This is a genomic window from Oscillibacter acetigenes, assembly GCF_025567605.1.
In the GTDB taxonomy this organism is placed as follows: Bacteria; Bacillota; Clostridia; order Oscillospirales; family Oscillospiraceae; genus Oscillibacter; species Oscillibacter welbionis.
Genome location: NZ_JAOQKG010000009.1, coordinates 34,195 through 49,355 on the forward strand (window position 1 = coordinate 34,195; position 15,161 = coordinate 49,355).

At 63.2% G+C, this 15,161-nt stretch carries 14 protein-coding genes; 6 read left to right on the forward strand and 8 right to left on the reverse strand.

The features are described 5' to 3' along the window. Window positions 1-23: 23 nt before the first annotated feature. From OCV80_RS16210 to ftsH, 3 genes are all read right to left on the reverse strand, one after another. Window positions 24-1,280, reverse strand: coding sequence for a helix-turn-helix domain-containing protein (locus OCV80_RS16210; protein ID WP_267288557.1), 1,257 nt, complete (start codon window positions 1,278-1,280; stop codon window positions 24-26). Between the two features lie 121 nt (window positions 1,281-1,401). Beyond that, the gene (locus OCV80_RS16215; protein WP_021749203.1) at window positions 1,402-1,920 is read right to left on the reverse strand and encodes a GNAT family N-acetyltransferase; all 519 of its coding nucleotides are present in this window, start codon (window positions 1,918-1,920) and stop codon (window positions 1,402-1,404) included. Between the two features lie 82 nt (window positions 1,921-2,002). Next, window positions 2,003-4,213, reverse strand: coding sequence for an ATP-dependent zinc metalloprotease FtsH (ftsH, locus tag OCV80_RS16220; protein ID WP_025545050.1), 2,211 nt, complete (start codon window positions 4,211-4,213; stop codon window positions 2,003-2,005). 295 nt (window positions 4,214-4,508) lie between these two features. On the opposite strand from ftsH, the gene rlmB reads away from it, so the two are divergent. Together rlmB and OCV80_RS16230 are read left to right on the forward strand one after the other, a co-directional pair. Next, window positions 4,509-5,279 carry a 23S rRNA (guanosine(2251)-2'-O)-methyltransferase RlmB gene (rlmB, locus tag OCV80_RS16225; RefSeq protein ID WP_021749201.1) on the forward strand — a complete coding sequence of 257 codons (771 nt, stop codon included), beginning with the start codon at window positions 4,509-4,511 and terminating at the stop codon, window positions 5,277-5,279. A gap of 35 nt (window positions 5,280-5,314) precedes the next feature. Next, entirely contained in the window at window positions 5,315-7,462 is a 2,148-nt protein-coding gene (locus OCV80_RS16230; protein ID WP_021749200.1) for a hypothetical protein, read from the forward strand. 194 nt (window positions 7,463-7,656) lie between these two features. Here OCV80_RS16230 and OCV80_RS16235 read toward each other — a convergent pair whose 3' ends face one another. The 3 genes from OCV80_RS16235 to OCV80_RS16245 form a co-directional block, all read right to left on the reverse strand. Further along, complete coding sequence (locus OCV80_RS16235; protein WP_021749198.1) at window positions 7,657-8,472, reverse strand: mechanosensitive ion channel family protein; 816 nt, start codon at window positions 8,470-8,472, stop codon at window positions 7,657-7,659. Between the two features lie 91 nt (window positions 8,473-8,563). Then, window positions 8,564-9,298 carry a hypothetical protein gene (locus tag OCV80_RS16240; RefSeq protein WP_021749197.1) on the reverse strand — a complete coding sequence of 245 codons (735 nt, stop codon included), beginning with the start codon at window positions 9,296-9,298 and terminating at the stop codon, window positions 8,564-8,566. Window positions 9,299-9,343: 45 nt separating this feature from the next. Further along, window positions 9,344-9,796, reverse strand: coding sequence for an RNA polymerase sigma factor (locus OCV80_RS16245; protein WP_198016065.1), 453 nt, complete (start codon window positions 9,794-9,796; stop codon window positions 9,344-9,346). A 335-nt stretch (window positions 9,797-10,131) separates the two neighbouring features. On the opposite strand from OCV80_RS16245, the gene OCV80_RS16250 reads away from it, so the two are divergent. The 4 genes from OCV80_RS16250 (at window position 10,132) to OCV80_RS16265 (ending at window position 13,286) form a co-directional block, all read left to right on the forward strand. Continuing rightward, window positions 10,132-10,431 (forward strand): hypothetical protein, encoded by a 300-nt coding sequence (locus OCV80_RS16250; protein WP_021749194.1) that lies wholly within the window; start codon window positions 10,132-10,134, stop codon window positions 10,429-10,431. A gap of 93 nt (window positions 10,432-10,524) precedes the next feature. Then, the gene (locus tag OCV80_RS16255) at window positions 10,525-11,109 is read left to right on the forward strand and encodes a sugar O-acetyltransferase (protein WP_021749193.1); all 585 of its coding nucleotides are present in this window, start codon (window positions 10,525-10,527) and stop codon (window positions 11,107-11,109) included. Between the two features lie 154 nt (window positions 11,110-11,263). After that, window positions 11,264-11,830, forward strand: coding sequence for an RNA polymerase sigma factor (locus OCV80_RS16260; RefSeq protein WP_021751723.1), 567 nt, complete (start codon window positions 11,264-11,266; stop codon window positions 11,828-11,830). Between the two features lies 1 nt (window position 11,831). Continuing rightward, window positions 11,832-13,286 carry a PepSY domain-containing protein gene (locus OCV80_RS16265; RefSeq protein WP_021749190.1) on the forward strand — a complete coding sequence of 485 codons (1,455 nt, stop codon included), beginning with the start codon at window positions 11,832-11,834 and terminating at the stop codon, window positions 13,284-13,286. A gap of 96 nt (window positions 13,287-13,382) precedes the next feature. On the opposite strand, the gene OCV80_RS16270 is transcribed toward OCV80_RS16265, so the two are convergent. After that, window positions 13,383-14,303 carry a hypothetical protein gene (locus tag OCV80_RS16270; RefSeq protein WP_021750559.1) on the reverse strand — a complete coding sequence of 307 codons (921 nt, stop codon included), beginning with the start codon at window positions 14,301-14,303 and terminating at the stop codon, window positions 13,383-13,385. Further along, window positions 14,300-15,154 (reverse strand): glycerophosphodiester phosphodiesterase family protein, encoded by an 855-nt coding sequence (locus OCV80_RS16275; protein WP_136891254.1) that lies wholly within the window; start codon window positions 15,152-15,154, stop codon window positions 14,300-14,302. The genes OCV80_RS16270 and OCV80_RS16275 overlap by 4 nt, the downstream gene beginning before the upstream one ends. Between the last annotated feature and the right edge of the window lie 7 nt (window positions 15,155-15,161).

Genomic DNA, 15,161 nt, shown 5'->3' on the forward strand with positions numbered 1-15,161 from the left:
TCCGGAAACAATTTGCGCGGCGGTCATCCGCCGTACTGCCAGTGGGCGGGATCGGGATCTGTCTCACTGCTGTCTGGCCAAGTCAGCGCATCTCCGCTCTCATCGAGAATGTAGGGCACATCCTGGGAGACCGTGACCCGTCCATAGATATCCGTCACCACGGCAGCCACCTGTACCGTATCCGCAGGCGTGAGGGAGAGGCGCAGCTCCGGCAGCTGGTAAAAATCAAATTCCTCAAAGCCGTGGAAGCTGTCAGGCTTTTCACAGGGCTCTGCCCAGGCTGCCAGTTTCTGATTTTTGAACAGGCCCACCCGGATATTTGCCACGGCCGCGGTGAGAGACGCATCAGCCGGTGTCATCTCACGGATATAGACATAGCGCTCGTGGCTGGACGCATTCAGGACCAGCGTGCTGTCCTCCAGATCCATCCACATGAGATCGCTGTTGACCTCCACTTGCGGCAGAGAGTCGCTGTACAGCCCCTCAAACTGGTCCAGCAGCTGGGTCTGGCGGGTGCCGTCCGGCGGGACCAGCAGCGCCGAGAGGGTGATATGGTCCGTCAAGGGGACGGAGAGTGTGGCGGAGAACCGTTGGTTGGGGCCCTCTTCTCCCACACTGCCCAGCCGGTCGCTGGCAGTCTCGCCGTTTTCCGCCAGGAACTCCACAGCCATTCCCTCCACATAGGTCTTGGGGACAGCATAGGCGGAGAAGGTGACGGTGTTGGCGGCAAGGTCCACGGCTTCCAGCTCCACACCGCAGTCCGCCACCAGGCTGTTCTGGGCCTTCAAGATCTCCTCCACCCGGTTGGAGAGGGAGCCGATCTGGCCGTACACACTGGACTCCACCCGGTAGAGGCTGTTCTGCAGATTTACATACTGGCCGTTCATTCGGTCCAGACGGTCGAAGAGGTGGAACAGCACCAGGCACAGCGCCGCTGCCGCCAACACCCAAGGCCAGCGGCGGCGCTTCCGGGGCGACGGCTGGGCGGCAATGTAGCGGCCTGCGATCTCCTCCACCATCTTCAGCTGGGCCTCTGTCAGCCCGCCGCCTGTTTCAGCAGGAGCGGCATCCGCCTCCGGCGGTTCCTCCACGCCCAGCAGCCATCCCACAGAGACGCCGAACAGGCGGCTGAGGGCGATCAGCTTGTCGACCTCCGGCAGGGCGGAGTCTGCCTCCCATTTGTAGATGGACTGGCGGGAGACGCCCAGCTTGCTCCCCAGAGCCTCCTGGGACAGCCCCAGCTCCTTCCGCTTCTGCGCGATGCGCTGCCCAATGGTCACATCCCTCGCCTCCTTTCGCCGTCAGACTAGCAGACAGCCTGCCCCCAGGCCACCAACTGGGGAGTGGAAATCTGTCAACCCACGGTTAGCAGAGGAGAAAAGCCCTTGCGTCTCAATGGATTCAGAGGGCCTTTTCGTAGCAGTTGAGATTCTCCCGCACAAAGCCCATGAAGAAGAACTCCGCCGTTCCGGCGTAGCGGTAGCCCAGGGAGGGGTACAGGCGGTTGGCGGGCAGGTTCCCCTCCCAGGTGTCCAGCCGGATGACGGTACGGCCCTGGCGGCGAGCCTCCGCCTCACAGAAGGCCACCATCTGTCGGGCATATCCCCGGCCGGAGCAGGAGGGACGGATGCACAGGGTATGGATCACCCCTACCTCCTCCGCAGCGGCGGGGATGGTCCAAGGGATGGCGCCGTACTCCGGCAGCTGGACGCTGTTCAGGTTCACCACGCCCCAGAGGACGCCGTTCTCCTCGCCCACGTAGAAGGTGCCGGCCTCCAGGGCCTGGCGGGCGGTGTCGATGGTGGGGTATTTGCCCCGCTGCCAGTTGGTATAGACGGGGCCCTGTGCCTCTCGGTCCAGGATCTCCTCATAGATATCTGCGGCCTGAGACAGGTCCGCGGGGGTGGCGAGTCGGATCATGGCGATTCTCCTTTTTGATGTAGTGGCGATGGGAAAAGCGAGGCGCGCTGGGGTCAGCGCGCCTCGCGGGGATGATCGGGGATCACGGGGTGTCCTTGGGCGGCTCAGACGGAGTGGAACCGCTCTCCTGGGGGGCGTCTCCGCCGGAAGGGGAGGGATCGGACACCGGGTTCTCCGGCTGTCCCTCCTGGGCGGGCTCCTCGGGGGATTCGATCTTCTGGGAGATCATGTGCACCTTCTTGGCAGGGGCCTCAATGGTCTCGGGAGAGGAGGGGCGGAACGCCTTGTCCTCTGCGCGGGTGGAGGCGTAGGGGTTCTCCACCAGCTCCGGGTCCCGGCCCTCGATGATAGCCACCATCTCTGCGCCGGTGATGGTCTCCTTCTCCAGCAGGTAGGCCACGACCTTGTCCATGTCCTCCCGGCTGGCCTTGATGACCTCCACGGCCTGCTGGTAGCACTGGTCCAGGATGTCCTTCACCGCCTGGTCCATCCGGGCGGCGGTATCCTGGGCGCAGTCCATGCCGTAGCCGCCGTCCAGGTATTGGTTCCGGCGGGAGGCCAGCGCCATCATGCCGAACTCGTCGCTCATGCCGAACATGGCCACCATGTTCCGGGCCACGTTGGTGGCGTCCTGAATATCCTGGCTGGCGCCGTTGGTCATGGTGTTCATCACCACTTCCTCGGCCGCCCGGCCGCCCATGGAGACCATGATCTTGGCCATCAGCTCGTCGCGGGTGCGCAGTTCGGTCTTGTCCTCCTCTGGCATCAGCAGGGTGTAGCCCAGAGAGCCCTGGGTGTGGGGGACGATGGTGATCTTCTGCACCGGCTCGGTGTTTTTCTGCTTGTAGGCCACCATGGCGTGACCGACCTCGTGGTAGGCCACCAGCTTTTTCTCAAACTCGGTGAGGACGCTGCCCTTCTTCTCCGTGCCGGCAATGACCAGCTCGAAGGCGGCCAGAAGATCCTCCTGGGTCACCAGCTTGCGGCCCTTCCGCACGGCCCGCAGGGCCGCTTCGTTCACCAGATTGGCAAGGTCCGCGCCCACGCAGCCCGCAGTGGCCAGGGCCACCTTTTTCAGATTCACGTCCTCCGCCAGCTTGATGTTGCGGGTGTGGACCTGCAGCGTGGCAATGCGTCCCGCCAGGTTGGGCCGGTCGATGGTGATGCGCCGGTCAAACCGGCCGGGCCGCAGCAGCGCCTGGTCCAGCACCTCAGGCCGGTTGGTGGCGGCCAGCAGAATGATGCCCTTGGTGGGGTCAAAGCCGTCCATCTCCGCCAGCAGCTGGTTCAATGTCTGCTCCCGCTCGTCGTTGCCGCCCATGCGGTTGTCCCGGGATTTGCCGATGGTGTCGATCTCGTCGATGAACACGATGCAGGGGGCCACCTTGGCCGCCTCCTTAAAGAGGTCCCGGACGCGGCTGGCGCCCACGCCCACGAACATCTCCACGAAGTCGGAGCCGGAGATGGAGAAAAACGGGACGTTGGCTTCGCCGGCCACAGCCTTGGCCAGCAGCGTCTTGCCGGTGCCCGGAGGGCCGACCAGCAGCGCGCCCTTGGGGAGCTTCGCGCCGATCTCCGTGTACTTCTGGGGGTTGTGCAGGAAGTCGATGATCTCTGTCAGGGACTCCTTGGCCTCGTCCTGGCCGGCCACATCCTTGAAGGTGACGCCGGTGGACTTCTCCATATACACCTTGGCGTTGGCCTTGCCCACGCCGCCGATGCCGCCCATTCCTCCCATGCCGCCCTTTTTCGCCATCCAACGCATGACCAGGGAGAACATCAGGAAGATCAGCACAAAGGGCAACACGTAGCTCACCAGCATGGCCAGCACCGGGTTCACCGGGGCCTGATACTCCTTGTCGACGCCCTCCACCCCATACTCGTTCAGGAAATCAATGACGGCGTCATTGGACTGGATCCGGACAGTGAACAGCTCCAGGTGGGCAGTCTGCTCCTGCCCGGCGGCGTCCATATAAGTGTAGCCGTCCTCCGTCTTGGTGTAGACGGTGCCGTCCTCAGCGGTGTAGGAATACCCCTCCTCAGGGGTTATCAGGAGGATATCCTCCGCGTTGTCGAATTCCACCCGGGCCACCTGGCCGCTCTCCACCATCTCCTGGAACTCTCCGTATTCCACGTTGATGGAGGAGGCCTGGCGGCCAGTGCTGCCGATGACGCTGCTGGCATAGCTGAAGATGATCGTCAGCAGAAGGGCCCAGCCCACCAGAGAGGCCACGCCCCGCCAGTTGCCGCCGGGCTTGTTGTTTTTGTTGTTCTTATTGTCGTTTGGGTTCATGTATGGAACTCCTTTCAGGGGAAAACCTGTCAATACCCGGAGGATAAACGGGACCGCCCCGGTCCCGCCTGTGCCGGAGACGGGGGTGCGGTCCGCTGCCCGGGGGCGTCCAGCCCTGTTTTCAGACAGTGCCGAAGCCTTAAAATGATTTATAAAGTATATCACAGAAGCCGCAGGCCTACAAGGACAAGGAACCGGTTTTCTATAAATTTTCTGTGAATTCCACTTTCCAGACTCCCGCCCCTATGCTATACTACCTCTTGAATGCGAAAATACTCAGATTGAGGGAGAAGTTATGGAAGAACGGAGAAAGCAGGACCTGACTGCCGAGGCCGACGGCATCATCGAGGGGCGCAACGCCGTCATTGAGGCCCTGCGGGCAGGGGAGACGATTGACAAAATTTACCTCCAGAAGGGAGAGACGGACAAGACCCTGGGACATATTGCCTCCAAAGCCCGGGCGGCGGGCGTGGTGGTGGTGGAGGCGGACCGGCGGAAGCTGGACGCCATGAGCCGCACCCATGCCCACCAGGGCGTCATCGCCCTGGCAGCGGTCCGGGAGTACGTCAGTGTGGAGAGCATCCTTCAGGCCGCCCGGGACAAGGGCGAGGCCCCCCTGCTGGTGGTGTGCGACGAGATCTCCGACCCCCACAACCTGGGGGCCATCATCCGGACCGCTGAGTGCGCCGGGGCTCACGGCGTGGTGATCCCCAAGCGCCGCAGCGCGGGCCTCACCGCCGTGGTGGCCAAGACCTCCGCCGGAGCGGTGGCCCACGTGCCGGTGGCCCGGGTGCCCAACATCCCCGCTCTGCTGAAGGATCTGAAAAAACAGGGGGTGTGGGTCTTCGGCACGGCGGCGGACGGCACCACGGCCCTGTACGACGCGGATCTGAAGGGACCCGCCGCCATCGTCATCGGCAGCGAGGGGGACGGCATGACCCGTCTGGCCGCCGAGAACTGCGACTTTTTGGTGAGTATCCCCATGCGGGGGAAGCTGAATTCCCTGAATGCCTCCGCCGCCGCGGCGATCCTGCTGTATGAGGCGGTGCGCCAGCGGATGGCCTGAAGGGCCGGGGACACAGCGGAGAGGAAAGGGGCAGCATGGCTTCCAAAGACGAGAGAGAGTTTGATAGCGGTCTGACCGGGGGCACGGATGTCCCGGCGTTGGAGGAGGACTTCTCCCTGGAGGAGATCCTGGCGGAATACGGCGCAGGCCGGGAGCAGCGGCTTATGGAGGCCGTGGAGCAGGAGGCCCGCCGGGAGACGGAGCCGGCCGCCCCTCCGGCGGAGGGCGGCGCGAAGAAGCCGCCTCTGCAAACGGAGGCGCGGCCGCGTCCCGCCCCCCAGGTGACGGAAAAAACAGCTCCGCCCCAAAAGCCGCCCGCCCAGCCGGAGGACCTGCTGGAGGAGCTGCGGCAGGATCTGCCGCCCTCTCCCCACCCCATCACGCTGGAGGATGTGGTGGGCAGCACCGTGGACGCGGTGATGGAAGAGGAGGCTCAGGAGCCCCTGCTGCGGCCCCGGCGGGGCCTGTTCTCCCGGAAGCGCCTGATGGAGACGGAGGAGCTCTACGCCCCGCCGGAACCGGAGGAGGCGCCGGAGGAGATCCCGGAGATCGACACCATCGGTCCGGAGCCGGAGCTGGCTGAGGCGGCGGCGGACTACCGGGCGGAGGCCAAGCGGCGCAAGCACCCTATCCTGGCAGCGGTACTGATCTCGCTGCTGCCGGTGATCCCTATGGGGATCGAGGCCTACGGCTATGAGATCCGCTACTGGACCGGCGACGCAGCCGTCCAGAGCGGTGTGCTGCTGGCGTGCCTTGCGGCGGTGGCCGTCCTGGCCCGGCAGGTATTCGCCAAGGCGTTCGGCTCGCTGCTGCAGAAGCGATGCACCAGCGAGCTGCTGGCGGTGGTCTCCGCCGTGGTGATGGCGGCGGACTGTGTGGCCCGGCTGGTGCTGCCGGAGCGGAGCGCCGTCCCCTGCTATGCCCCGGTGGGGTGCCTCGCCCTGGTGTTTGCCATGTGGGGCGGAGCCCGGGAGAGCCGGGGACTGTGGGACACCTTCCGCATGGCCGCCACGGATGACGAGCCGCCTTATCTGGTGACGGAGACGGAGAAGGGGGCCTGCAAGCAGGCGGGTTCCGTCCCCGGCTTCTACACCACCGCCCTGCGGGAGAATACCGCCGCCGTGTGGCAGAACGCGCTGATGCCGGTGGTGCTGATGGCCTCCATCGTGTTTGCCGGGCTCAGCTCCCTGGGCCAGGAACGGGGGGACGACTTTTTGCTGAACTGGTCTGCCATCCTGGGGGCAGGCACCACCTTTGCCCTGCCTCTGTGCTGGGGGATGCCATTCTCCCGGCTGGCCCGGCACTTTCACAAGGCGGGGTGCGCCGTGGCGGGCTGGTGCGGTGCGGAGAAGATCAGCCGCAGGCGGGCCATGATCCTGACGGACGGAGACCTGTTCCCGCCGGGTACGATCCAGCTCAACGGCGTAAAGGTGTTCGGGGAGGACCTGTCCCGGGTTTCCTCCTATGCCGCCTCTATGGCCCGGGCGGCGGACTGCGGCCTTCAGCGGTTGTTTGACGGCCTGCTCCGCAGCGAGGGCGGCCATTATGAGAAAGTGGACGATTTCAGCTTTTATGAGGAGGGCGGCTACTCCGCCACCATCCGGGGGGAGTCGGTATTGCTGGGCACGGCCTCCTTCATGCGGAAGATGGAGGTGCGCCTGCCCGGCGGCATCAACCTGCGGACCGGCATCTTCCTGGCCATGGACCGGCAGCTGGCGGCAGTGTTTGCCGTGAAGTACCAGCCCTCGGAGAACGTGGATTTCGCCCTGCGGATGATGCGCCGCAGCCGCATCACGCCGATCCTGGCGTCCCGGGATCCCAACATCACCCCGGCCCTGCTGAAGCGGAAGTTTCACAAGGGCGTGAAGGTGGAGTTCCCCAGTCTGACGGACCGGGTGGCTTTCAGTGAGGCGGAGCTGGACCGGGGGATGCCCCGGGCCCTGCTGTTTCGGGAAGGACTGCTGCCCTATGCGGAAGCGGTGGTAGGCAGCCGCCGCCTGTGCAAGGCTGTGCGCCGGGCCACGGCGCTGTCCGTGCTGGGCAGCGTGGCCGGGACGCTGCTGTCCTTTTATATGGTGTTCCAAGGCGCCTATAATCTGCTGACGCCTCTGGCCCTGCTGGTGTTCCTGCTGCTGTGGGCGCTGCCGGTGTTGCTGCTGGCGGACTGGGCGGGCAGGTATTGAGCGCCGGTCATCTCGTTCGCAGCGGGATAAGATGACGCTGCGGGCGGAAGTCAACCGCATGAGCGGGGAGACCCACCACATCCGTGTCCCATGCAGGGCATTCTGCGGCATTTACCCCAAAAGACGGCGCCCGGTCCGGGATTTCCCGGACCGGGCGTCGCTGTATACAGAGGCGCCTGGAGCGCCTCCCGCGGTCAGCTTTGGTTTTCTATGATGTGGACATTCAGGTGGTTGTAGGTCATCTCCACGCCGTACTCCCGGAAGGCGTCCCGCAGGTGCTCCCCCAGAGCCAGATACGCGCCCCACCAGTTCTCCGGCGTAGCCCAGCAGTAGACGGTGTACTCGATAGAGCTCTCCTTGTATGCGGTGAGGTAGACGGTGGGAGCCGGGTCCTCCAGCAGGTTTTCCGTCTGCTCCAGAGCGCGCCGGCAGGCGGCCTTCACCGTCTCCGTGGGGGCGTCGTAGGAGGCGGTCACCCGCTGCACCACCCGCCGCCGCCCCAATACGGTGTAGTTGGTCATCTGGGAGGAGGCCAGCTCCTTGTTGGGGAGCATCACCAAATGCCCATCCGGGGTCACCAGCTTGGTGTGGTTCAGACTGATCTCATGGACCGTGCCGGCCACGCCGCCGACCTCTACATAGTCCCCGATGGAGAAGGGGTGGGCAGAGAGGATCACCAGCCCGCCGGCCACATTGCCCAGGATGTCCTCCGCCGCTAGGGTGACGCCCAGGGACCCCACGGACAGCAGCGCCACCAGGGAGGTCATGGGAATGTTCAGGCTCTCCGCCACGATCAGCACCGTGACGATATAGAGGATCAGCTTCACCCCGGCCAGCAGGTATTTCTGGATGCGCTCGTCCAGCTTCGTCCTAGCCAGCAGCCGCCGCAGCAGCTTGCCCAGCAGGTGGACGGCCACCAGGCAGATCAGCAGCGTGGCAGCGGCGGAGAGGACCGCCCGGAAGGAGAACTTGGCCAGCGTGTCTGTGAACAGGGAAGTGAGGTCCGGCATGCGCGGCGCCCCCTTTGTATCAGGATAGCAAAAGCATACCGGAAAGCAGCGGAAAAGTCAACGCCGCCGGGGCGCGGCTCCCGGACCCGCTTCAGTCTTTTTCATCTGCAGAAAGGGCGATTTGGCAGCGGGGCAGGATTGCATGCTCAAATGTATACAGTGTCTCCGCCGCAATGGTGCGCACAACGGCTGCCAGTACCTGGTCGATTTCGGCGGTATATATCCGCGTCAGCCCGTCCGGCAGCGGGGCGGCAATCTGCAGGGAATTTGCCGCTCCCCGGCGTAACATAGCCGCCTTTTCGTCCATGCCGGGCTGGACATGGGCGCCGCCCTCCTGGTTTGCCAGCAGACACACTACGCCCTTACGGTTCAAAAAGTGCTGCCGGTCAATCAGGAGAATGTCAATCCCATTCCACCAGGTCTTGAATGCCCGTTTGGCATATCGCTTTCCGGGTTCCAGAGACAGGGGCTGCACCGTCAGAACCGGAGGGACTTCTGGCTGGTGAATCATCTGGTACTGAATGAGCGGGGAGCGGACAAAATCGGTCCTCCCTTTATTGGGCAGCTCGCCCCGCACGGTGCTCAGACTGAGAAAATCCGGACAGCTGAATGCAAAACGCTTTGTAATTTGGGCCAGCAGGGAATCAGAATATTTTGTCTGGTGGAGCAAAAGCCGGAGCTTGGTCGCAATCTGCGCACCGTAAGACCAGTCTCCTGCATCGTAATGGAGGCATTCCTGCCTTAAAAATTTTAACTGGACGAGCAGATCGCTGAGCAATTCTGTCGGCGTCCGATCAACTTGATACGCTTTTTTATCGTTGTGCATATTTGGTGCACTCCTTTCGGCATGAATAGTTGGGATTCCTGCACTTTAAAACTCTACTTTCTCCGTGCAATAGCGCAGGAAGCGCGTCCGGACCACATTGCACGCGGCTTCATATCGCGTTTTTACCTCACGCTGTGTCAGATTTAATTCCTGCGCAATGGCCCGCAGCGACAGCTTTTCCAAAATCCGAGCCTCCAGAATCCGCTGGCTTGTTTCAGAGATGTCGGAGATGGCTTTCCAGAGACAATAGTACCGCTCTAGACGAATCAGGATCCACAGGGGATCCCAATCCCGCATCCGTCCGGTGGAGACTTCATAGAGCTGCCGGCGATACCGTAGGCCGGTCAACACCTGCCGACAGCGGGTGCGGGTAATGTTTTTGCTGTACCCGCCTACCCAGCCGGAGAACTGGCTGAGCCCCTGATATCGGTCCAGCTGTTCATAACAGAGGGCAAACGCCTCATCGGCAATCTCACAGTAATCATCAGGTCCCAGCACGCGGCAAAAATCCATCCCGTACGCGCACTGGTATACAATTTCATAGGCACTCTCATAAAGCGCCTTCCAAAGTTCGGGATCGCCGCTTTTCAGAAATTCCTGAACCTGTTGATAGTCTTGCTCCCGCCGACTGGTTCGATAGGGCTGATATTTCCAAATTTTTTATATTTCATCAAATTCACCTCCTTTCTGCCTCTCACAGTGGCGGCTTTAGGCGATCCTGTCAAGAAAAAATTTCGCCCGCCATGCAATAAAAGCCGTTGTCTGCGCGTTATCAGGGCAGAAGACACAAACAGGAACCATGAATCCGAAACAACAAGCAGGAGGAGCTTTTTATGAAAAACATGTCTGTGAAGAAGATCGTCGCCATGATCGTGGGTGCAGCTGCGGTACTGGCCGTCGCGGCCGTGGCCGCTGTGCTGGCGCTGCGGGTGGACAGTGCGGAGGCTCAACAGATCGCGCTGGATACCGTCGGCGGCGGGGAGATCGTCTCACAGGAGGTCAGTAGTGAGGGCCTTTGGAATGAGTACAGCTACGAAATCATCAACGGGGACACGTGGTACGACATCGAAATCAGCGGCTTCGGCTCCGTCACAGAGCTGGAGAGCGTCAGCAGCCAGTATCCCCGGGGCTGAACCGACGGCGGCTCTTGCACCCGGAGGGCGCCTTCTGTATAATGGCAGAGTGAACTGCGGCCCTGGGGCCGCCTGTACAGGAGGAATCACCCTATGACGGAAAAGGAGAAGATGCTGCGGGGAATGCTGTACGCACCCGCCCGTGATGAGACCCTGCTGGCGGAGCTGGCTGCCTGCAAGACTCAGTGCCAGCAGTTCAATCAGCGGGCCTATCAGGCGGAGGGCATCGAATCCGCCCAGATGCTGCTGCGCCGGCTGCTGGGCGCCGCTGGGGAAGGACTGCGGATTGAGCCGCCCTTCTGGTGCGACTACGGCTGGAATATCAGTGTGGGCCGGAACTTCTACATGAACCACGGCGGCGTCATTCTGGACGCCGGCGGCGTGACCTTTGGAGACAACGTGCTGGTCGGCCCCCAGTGTGGATTCTACACCTCCGGCCACCCCTTGGACGCGGCAAAGCGGGCCCAGGGGCTGGAGTACGCCTATCCCATCCGTGTGGGCAGCGGCGTCTGGATCGGCGGCGGCGTCCGCGTGATGCCCGGCGTCTCCATCGGAGACGGGGCGGTCATCGCCTCCGGCAGCGTGGTGACGAAGGACATCCCTGCCGGAGTCCTGGCTGCGGGCGTCCCCTGCCGCCCCATCCGCCCCATCACGGCGGCGGACCGGATGCTGCCCTGATCCGGCGGAGCAGCTGCCCTTCCGGAAAATTTCGGCCCGGGGTTGGAAACCTCTGCAGGATGTGCTATCATGGGGGCGCGGCCGGTGATGCTTCGGCCGCAGTGCAATCAAACGCGCCGCCGGCGCGTTGTCTGTGTGAACAGGAGGAAGCCCCATGATATTCTGCATGACCGTGGCAGAGCCGGACCCAGACGCGGATGCCGCCCTGGAGGACTGTATCGCCCGCATCGCCGGGGGAGACAAGGACGCTCTGGCGGATTTGTACAACCGCACCCGTCCTGCCGTCTACGGCTTTGCCCTGTCAATCGTCAAAAACGCCCACGACGCAGAGGATATTCTCCACGACGCCTGTTTGCAGGTGTGGAACGCTGCCGGCGGATACCGCAGGCAGGGCAAGCCTATGGCCTGGGTGCTGACCATCACCCGGAATCTGGCCATCAGCCGCCTGCGGGAGCACGGGCGGACGGAACCCCTGGTTCAGGAGGACTGGCAGGACCGTCTGGCGGACAATCCCGCCGTGACCCATGAGGACCGGATGATGCTGGAGGCCGTGCTCTCCGCCCTGAGTGACGAAGAGCGGCAGATCGTCACCCTCCACGCGCTGACAGGCCTGCGGCACCGGGAGATCGCCGCTCTGCTGGGCCTGCCGCTCCCCACGGTTCTCTCCAAATACAGCCGGGCTTTGAAAAAGCTCCAACTCGCATGGAAGGAGGCAGACTGACTTGGACGAACGTGAACTGGAACAGCGCCTGCGGACCGCCGTGGAGCACGCCGCTCCTGATCCGCTGGACCGCATCCTGGCCGCCTGCGGCCCGCAAGCGGGAACTGTCCTCCCTTTTGAGGCTCCGAAAAAGAAGCGCCGCTGGGCGCCCCTGGCAGTGGCTGCCGCCCTGGTGGTCATGTGCTGTGGTGCTTTCGGCATCAGCAGCTGGCGGGGAGCCAACGCCGTGGACTCCGTGGTGATGCTGGATGTGAACCCCAGCCTGTCCATGACCGTCAGCTCCAAGGAGCGGGTGCTCTCCGTCACCCCCTTCAACCAGGACGCAGAGGTTATCCTGGGCGACATGGATCTGACCGGCACGGACCTGGACGTGGCAGTGAACGCCCTCATCGGCTCCATGCTCCAAAACGGTTATCTCAGCGATATCCAGAACGCCATCCTGGTGTCCGTGGAGAACCAGGACGCCGCAAAATCCGCCCAGCTCCAGCAGCACCTGACGGATACCATCAACAGCGTCTTCCAGGGCGGTTCCCTGGAGGGGGCTGTCCTCAGCCAGACAGTGACGGAGAGCGCGGATCTGAATGCTCTGGCCCAGCAGTACGGCATCTCCGTAGGCAAGGCATCCCTGATCCAGGAGGTGATCGCTCAGGACAGCACGCTGACCTTTGCGTCCCTGGCACCCCTGTCGGTGAATGAGATCGCCTTGATCGCCGAGTCCCGGCATCTGACCACCCAGGCCGTCACCCAGACGGGCACCGCCAGCACAAAGGCCTATATCACGGCAGAGGAGGCCCAAAATGCCGCCCTGGCTCATGCGGGCATCGCCGAGAGCAGCGTGGCCCAGTTGGAGATCGAGTTCGACAGCGAGGACGGCCTGATGGTCTACGAGGTGGAGTTCTATGCCGGCGGCACAGAGTATGATTACGACATCAATGCCCGCACCGGTGAGGTGGTGAATTTCTCCCGGGAGGGCGGCATCTCCGGCGGAACAACCGGCAGCTCCGGCTCCTACATCGGCGAGGCGGCCGCCACTGCCGCCGCCCTGACCCACGCAGGCGTCAGCGAAGCGGACACCATCTATCTCCGCTGCTGGGTGGAGCACGACGACGGGCGGGCGGAGTGCTACGAGGTGGAGTTCCTGGCGGGCACCACGGAGTATCAGTATGAGATCGACCTCTATACCGGTGCCGTGCTGAAAAGCGAGCGGGAGAGCCACAGTGTCCCAGCATCCGGCAGCTCCGGCCCCCACATTGGCGAGGCGGCTGCAAAATCCGCTGCCTTGACCCACGCCGGCGTCAGTGAGAGCGACGCCTCCCGCATCCAGGTGGAGTTGGACCGGGATGACGGCCGGACCTTGTATGAGGTGGAGTTCCATGTGGGCCGGACGGAGTACAGCTATGAGATCGACGCCTCCTCCGGCGCAATTGTCAAGGCAGAGCAGGAGCTGGACGACTGAACCCTGTCACATCAAAAAGCAGCGGCCGGCATCTGCCGGCCGCTGCTGCGAAAAACCACCGGCTTCGGCCGGTGGTTTTCTGTCTGTGTGGGGCGCTCAGGCACCCTCCGGTTCTCCCGGCGCCGGGGGGCCATCCGGAGTGGGGGCGTCCGCGTCCTTTTGATCCGCCTCTTCCAGCGCCTGCTGGAGATAGTCCTGCTCCGCGGTCTTTTTGCTGGGGACAAAGCCCTGGGCGGCGCTCTTCCGGCGGCCCTTGCTGCGGGCGAAGAAGAAGCCGGAGAGGGAGAACACAACGGCACCGATGAAATTCACAAATAGGTCCTTCATGGTGTCGATGATGCCAATATCCAGGTAGCCGCCCAGTCCCAGGCTCTCTCCGTTGATGACCACGTCCTGGATATCCGGAATCGTCACCACCTTGTTGGAGAGCGTGGGATCCAGGGAGACGGAGTGGATGGCGTGGATGACCGTGTCCTTCTGCATGTCCGTGCCCAGGAAGAAGTCCATGCCGAATTCAAAGAACTCCCACAGGACCCCGATAGTCATGGAGAAGCAGAAGGCCACCAGGGCCAGGAACGCCGGGGACAGATGGAAGGTGATCCGGTCATCGTCGTTCAGCAGCATCACCATGGAGAAGCCTACCGCCGCGGCCAGGAAGCCGTTGATGGTGTGGAGCATGGTGTCCCATCCGGGGATCACGACATAAAAGGCGTTGACCTCACCCAGAATTTCTGCCGCAAAGATGAAGCAGAAAATGGTGATCTCCAGGGGCGGCGGCAGCTCGATCCGCAGCTTCACCTGGATCCAGCTGGGCACGTAGAGCAGCAGAAGCGTGAGAATGCAGAAGAAGGCGCCCTCGTAGTTGGCCAGCATGATCTGCCGCACCAGCACCACCAGCACCAGAATCCGCAGGATGGAAAAGACGATGAAGGAGCTTTTGTGTTCCCGCAGCTCCCGCGCCATGGCCTCCTGAAATGCCTTTTTATACTGCTTCTTTTCTTTCTTTGTCGACTTCAATGGGTTACCTCCTTCGGTCGGTCCGGTTCTTCAAAAATCGGCAGGGCGCCCTCTTGCTCGGCAAGGGCCACATCGGCCCGGGAGCGGAGGGTCCAGTAGGCCATCCGCATCCCAAATTTGCGGCACAGCCGCACTGCCGGCTTTTCCCGGTCTCCGAACCGGTAGGCCACAAAATCCGGCCGGGTGAATGCATTGTAGAAGAGATTCGTCAGCGCCAAGCGGTTCCAGGGACCCTGGCCGGATGGATGGCGGTGGAAATTCTGGGACAGCTGGCCCCGCAGCACCGACGGCCGGTGGCGGCGCAGCCACCGCAGCGGCCGGGGGTCAAAGCTCTCCACACAGTAGTCTATGGAGAAGCGGTCCAGGCAATCCACCGTATCCCGGGCCAGCGCCGCGGCGCCGTGCCGGTCGGTCTTCAGCTCCACCACCAGCGGCGCCCGTCCGGCAAACAGGGGGAGCACCTCCTCCAGAAGAGGGATGTGTTCCTCTGAGCCTGCCAGCCGGAGAGCGGCAAGCTCCTCCGCGGTTTTTTCCGCCACCCGGCCGGGAACGCCGCACATCCGCTCCAAATCCCCGTCGTGGATCACCACCAGGCGTCCATCCCGGGTCAGATGGACATCCAGTTCGGCGCCGTATCCGGCCTCCGCCGCCCGGCGGAAGGCCGCCAGGGAGTTCTCCGGCACGCCGGGGCCGTGGAGGCCCCGGTGGGCGTACCGAAAGCCCTCCAGCTTTTCCCAGCCAGGACCATCCCGCCGGCCGTGGAGCAGGAACCAGACCAGCAGGTATCCAAGCCCGGCCAGGGCAGCTGCCGCAGCAGCGGCTGCCGCTAAAATCAGCAGCAATTCGACCATAAACACC

Excerpts from the sequence above, each read along its gene's own strand:
- rlmB (WP_021749201.1), top strand. The coding sequence starts at position 4,509 with ATGGAAGAACGGAGAAAGCAGGACCTGACTGCCGAGGCCGACGGCATC.
- OCV80_RS16215 (WP_021749203.1), bottom strand. The coding sequence starts at position 1,920 with ATGATCCGACTCGCCACCCCCGCGGACCTGTCTCAGGCCGCAGATATC.
- OCV80_RS16240 (WP_021749197.1), bottom strand. The coding sequence starts at position 9,298 with ATGCACAACGATAAAAAAGCGTATCAAGTTGATCGGACGCCGACAGAA.
- OCV80_RS16260 (WP_021751723.1), top strand. The coding sequence starts at position 11,264 with ATGATATTCTGCATGACCGTGGCAGAGCCGGACCCAGACGCGGATGCC.
- OCV80_RS16255 (WP_021749193.1), top strand. The coding sequence starts at position 10,525 with ATGACGGAAAAGGAGAAGATGCTGCGGGGAATGCTGTACGCACCCGCC.
- ftsH (WP_025545050.1), bottom strand. The coding sequence starts at position 4,213 with ATGAACCCAAACGACAATAAGAACAACAAAAACAACAAGCCCGGCGGC.
- OCV80_RS16230 (WP_021749200.1), top strand. The coding sequence starts at position 5,315 with ATGGCTTCCAAAGACGAGAGAGAGTTTGATAGCGGTCTGACCGGGGGC.
- OCV80_RS16275 (WP_136891254.1), bottom strand. The coding sequence starts at position 15,154 with ATGGTCGAATTGCTGCTGATTTTAGCGGCAGCCGCTGCTGCGGCAGCT.
- OCV80_RS16235 (WP_021749198.1), bottom strand. The coding sequence starts at position 8,472 with ATGCCGGACCTCACTTCCCTGTTCACAGACACGCTGGCCAAGTTCTCC.
- OCV80_RS16250 (WP_021749194.1), top strand. The coding sequence starts at position 10,132 with ATGAAAAACATGTCTGTGAAGAAGATCGTCGCCATGATCGTGGGTGCA.